The sequence below is a fragment of the Flavobacterium sp. genome (genome assembly GCF_040382755.1).
Taxonomy (GTDB): Bacteria; Bacteroidota; Bacteroidia; order Flavobacteriales; family Flavobacteriaceae; genus Flavobacterium.
In genome coordinates, this window is record NZ_JBEIET010000211.1 from 1 (window position 1) to 2209 (window position 2209).

Genomic DNA, 2209 nt, shown 5'->3' on the forward strand with positions numbered 1-2209 from the left:
CAACGTTTTACATAATTTGTTTTCTTATCGCGAGGTTTGTCAATTCTTTCTGTAGCTGGCAAATACATATTCGATAGTGTATCTCTTGGCCAATTGAAAACAACAATGTCGTTATTTTTAATTTTTTCTAAAGCAGGAAATCTAAAATAAGGTAATTGTGGTTTGCTTAAATACGATAGTTTTTTTACCATTGGAATTGAATCATGAACCATTGGTGCTGCAACTGGAGTCATTGGTGTTCTTGCACCGTAATGAAATTTACTTACGAATAAGAAATCGCCGATTAATAATGATTTTTCTAATGATGAAGAAGGAATTACAAAGGGTTGAATAAAATACGTATGTACGAAAGTCGCTACTATTAATGCAAAAGTAATTGAACCTAAAGTATCTAAAGCTTTTGTTGCGGGTTTGATATTGCGTTCAGCTTCGTATGAAACGTCTTGTGTATAATTTACATAACCAACATACAATCCGAAAGTGATTACACCCAACCACATATCTACAGTGGATTTTTTACCGAAAGTACGTAAGGTTTCAATCCAAATTACAGGTAAAATTAACAAGTTAATTACAGGTAAAAATAATAAAAGCACCCACCATTTTGGTCGGTTTATGATTTGCATTAATACAATTCCGTTATAAACAGGAATGAAGGCTTCCCAAGCTTTTCTACCTGCTTTTAGATATAATTTCCAAGTACAAATTGCGTGTATTGTACTAATTATTAATATTGTAATAATCCAAGTTGATATGTCCATAATTTTGTGTTTTTGTAAATCGTAAATTGTAAATCGTAAATCGTAAATTATACTTATATTCCCAAAACGTCTTTCATAGTGAAAACGCCTTTTTTACCTATTAACCATTCTGCAGCTATGACCGAACCTAAAGCAAAGCCTTCTCTACTATGTGCGGTATGCTTTATTTCTATTTGATCCACTTTGCTATCGTAAAAAACAGAATGCGTTCCAGGAATGTTTTCTATTCTTTTTGCGTCAATATAAATTTGATTATCAGTTGGGTTTTCTAATGTCCAATTAACATAATCTGTATTTTCTATAATTCCATTAGCTAAGCTAATTGCTGTTCCGCTTGGTGCATCTAATTTTTGTGTGTGATGAATTTCTTCCATTGAAACCTTATAATCAGAAAGGTTTTTCATCATTTTTGCCAAATAATTATTTAGTTCGAAAAAAATATTTACCCCTAAACTAAAGTTCGAAGCATAAATAAAACTTCCGTTTTTTGCTTGGCATAAATGTACCATTTCATCATAATTTTCTAACCAACCTGTTGTTCCAGATATTATTGGAATATTTTGGTTTAAACATTCTGAAATATGGCTAACAGCAGAACTTGGAACACTAAAGTCTATGGCAACATCTGCATTTGTAATTCCTTCAAAAGAATCAGAACTTCCTTTTCGTAACACAATTTCATGACCACGATCTAAAGCAATTTTTTCAATTACTTTTCCCATTTTACCGTACCCTAATAATGCTATTTTCATTTTGATTAGTTGTTGTTTTAAATAAAATGTTACGAAAAAAAATGTTAAAATTGATAGGTTAATGTAAAACCTACATTTTGGTTAAATGTATACGGATTGGTATGTAAATCTGGTTTTAATGATAAATCGTCATTTACGTTAAATTGCAATAAATGAGCGTCTACATTTGCTTCTACAATATTTAGAATGTACAAACCAGCAGTAATAAGTACAGATAAGTCTCTGTTTTTTTGATAGAATTTTTGTCCTCTAATAACACTTTCAGTACTTAACTTTCCATAAGTAGGATCTGAAGTGTCAATTGCGCCGCCATTAGCTAATCGTTTTTTGTATTCGTCACGGTATTGATTGTGCTTTTTATTATTATCCATAATAAAATACACCCCAGCACCAATAGCACCGTAAACTATAGGAATTTTCCAATATTTTTTATTGTATGCTTGGCCTAATCCTGGTAAAATAGCAGAATAAAAAGCCGCTTTTGCTGGCGATAATGGGTTGATGTCGGATTTTACGATGTCTTTAGTTTCAATTTTTAATTCTCTCTTTTGAGCTACAGAAAATGTTGTGCCCAAAAACAGTAAAATAAATATGTAAAGAAACCGCTTCACTAATCGTTGATTAATTTCATAATTCGATTAAAATCTTCTTCAGAATGAAAAGGAATGGCTATTTTTCCTTTGCCATTTGCAGCAA

At 31.2% G+C, this 2209-nt stretch carries 3 protein-coding genes; all 3 read right to left on the reverse strand.

The window, feature by feature from the left end; translation table 11 throughout:
* Nucleotides 1–761 (reverse strand): DUF5684 domain-containing protein (locus ABWO04_RS11295; protein WP_353079791.1); only part of this gene is annotated, 761 nt, incomplete at its 3' end.
* A 53-nt stretch (nt 762–814) separates the two neighbouring features.
* A complete protein-coding gene (gene dapB / locus ABWO04_RS11300) occupies nt 815–1513 on the reverse strand; it encodes a 4-hydroxy-tetrahydrodipicolinate reductase (protein ID WP_353079792.1) in 699 nt (232 codons plus the stop codon).
* A gap of 44 nt (nt 1514–1557) precedes the next feature.
* Entirely contained in the window at nt 1558–2088 is a 531-nt protein-coding gene (locus tag ABWO04_RS11305; protein ID WP_353079793.1) for a DUF5683 domain-containing protein, read from the reverse strand.
* Nucleotides 2089–2209: the final 121 nt, after the last annotated feature.

Coding starts and splice junctions, on each gene's coding strand:
- dapB (WP_353079792.1), bottom strand. CDS start 1,513: ATGAAAATAGCATTATTAGGGTACGGTAAAATGGGAAAAGTAATTGAA.